The organism is Citrobacter sp. VF227 (assembly GCF_052950715.1).
On sequence record NZ_JBRFVF010000530.1, the window covers coordinates 1 to 445 of the forward strand.

At 60.0% G+C, this 445-nt stretch carries 1 protein-coding gene; it reads right to left on the reverse strand.

Annotated features, from left to right (window positions below; translation table 11 throughout):
* The coding region (locus ACU8YC_RS27695) for an aminotransferase class III-fold pyridoxal phosphate-dependent enzyme (protein WP_446896354.1) at positions 1-445 on the reverse strand (445 nt) is incomplete at both ends.

Here is a 445-nt window from a genome sequence, read left to right on the forward strand (position 1 = left end):
GCATAAGTACCGCCCAGCCCGCCCGGTGGAATAGCGTCCATGACGTCGGCTCGTCCGGTCACGCCCGCCAGCGGGAAACCTCCGGCGATGGATTTTGCGAAGGCGGTGAGATCGGGCGCAACGCCCATCTGCTCCATGGCAAACAGTGTACCGGTACGGCCCGCGCCACTCTGGACTTCGTCAGCAATCAGCATGATGCCGTGCTCATCACAAATTGCGCGCAGCCGTTGCATAAAGGCCGGTGAGGCGGCGTAAAAACCTCCCTCGCCCTGAACAGGTTCAATCACGATGGCGGCAACGTCTTCCGGCGCGGCATCATTTTTGAAGATGCGATGAATGCTAGCGATAGCATCGTCGTCACTGATGCCATGCAGCGGGCACGGGTAAAGCGCGCGATACACATGGCCAGGCATCAGCCCCATTCCGGCAGAGTACGGGTTTACTT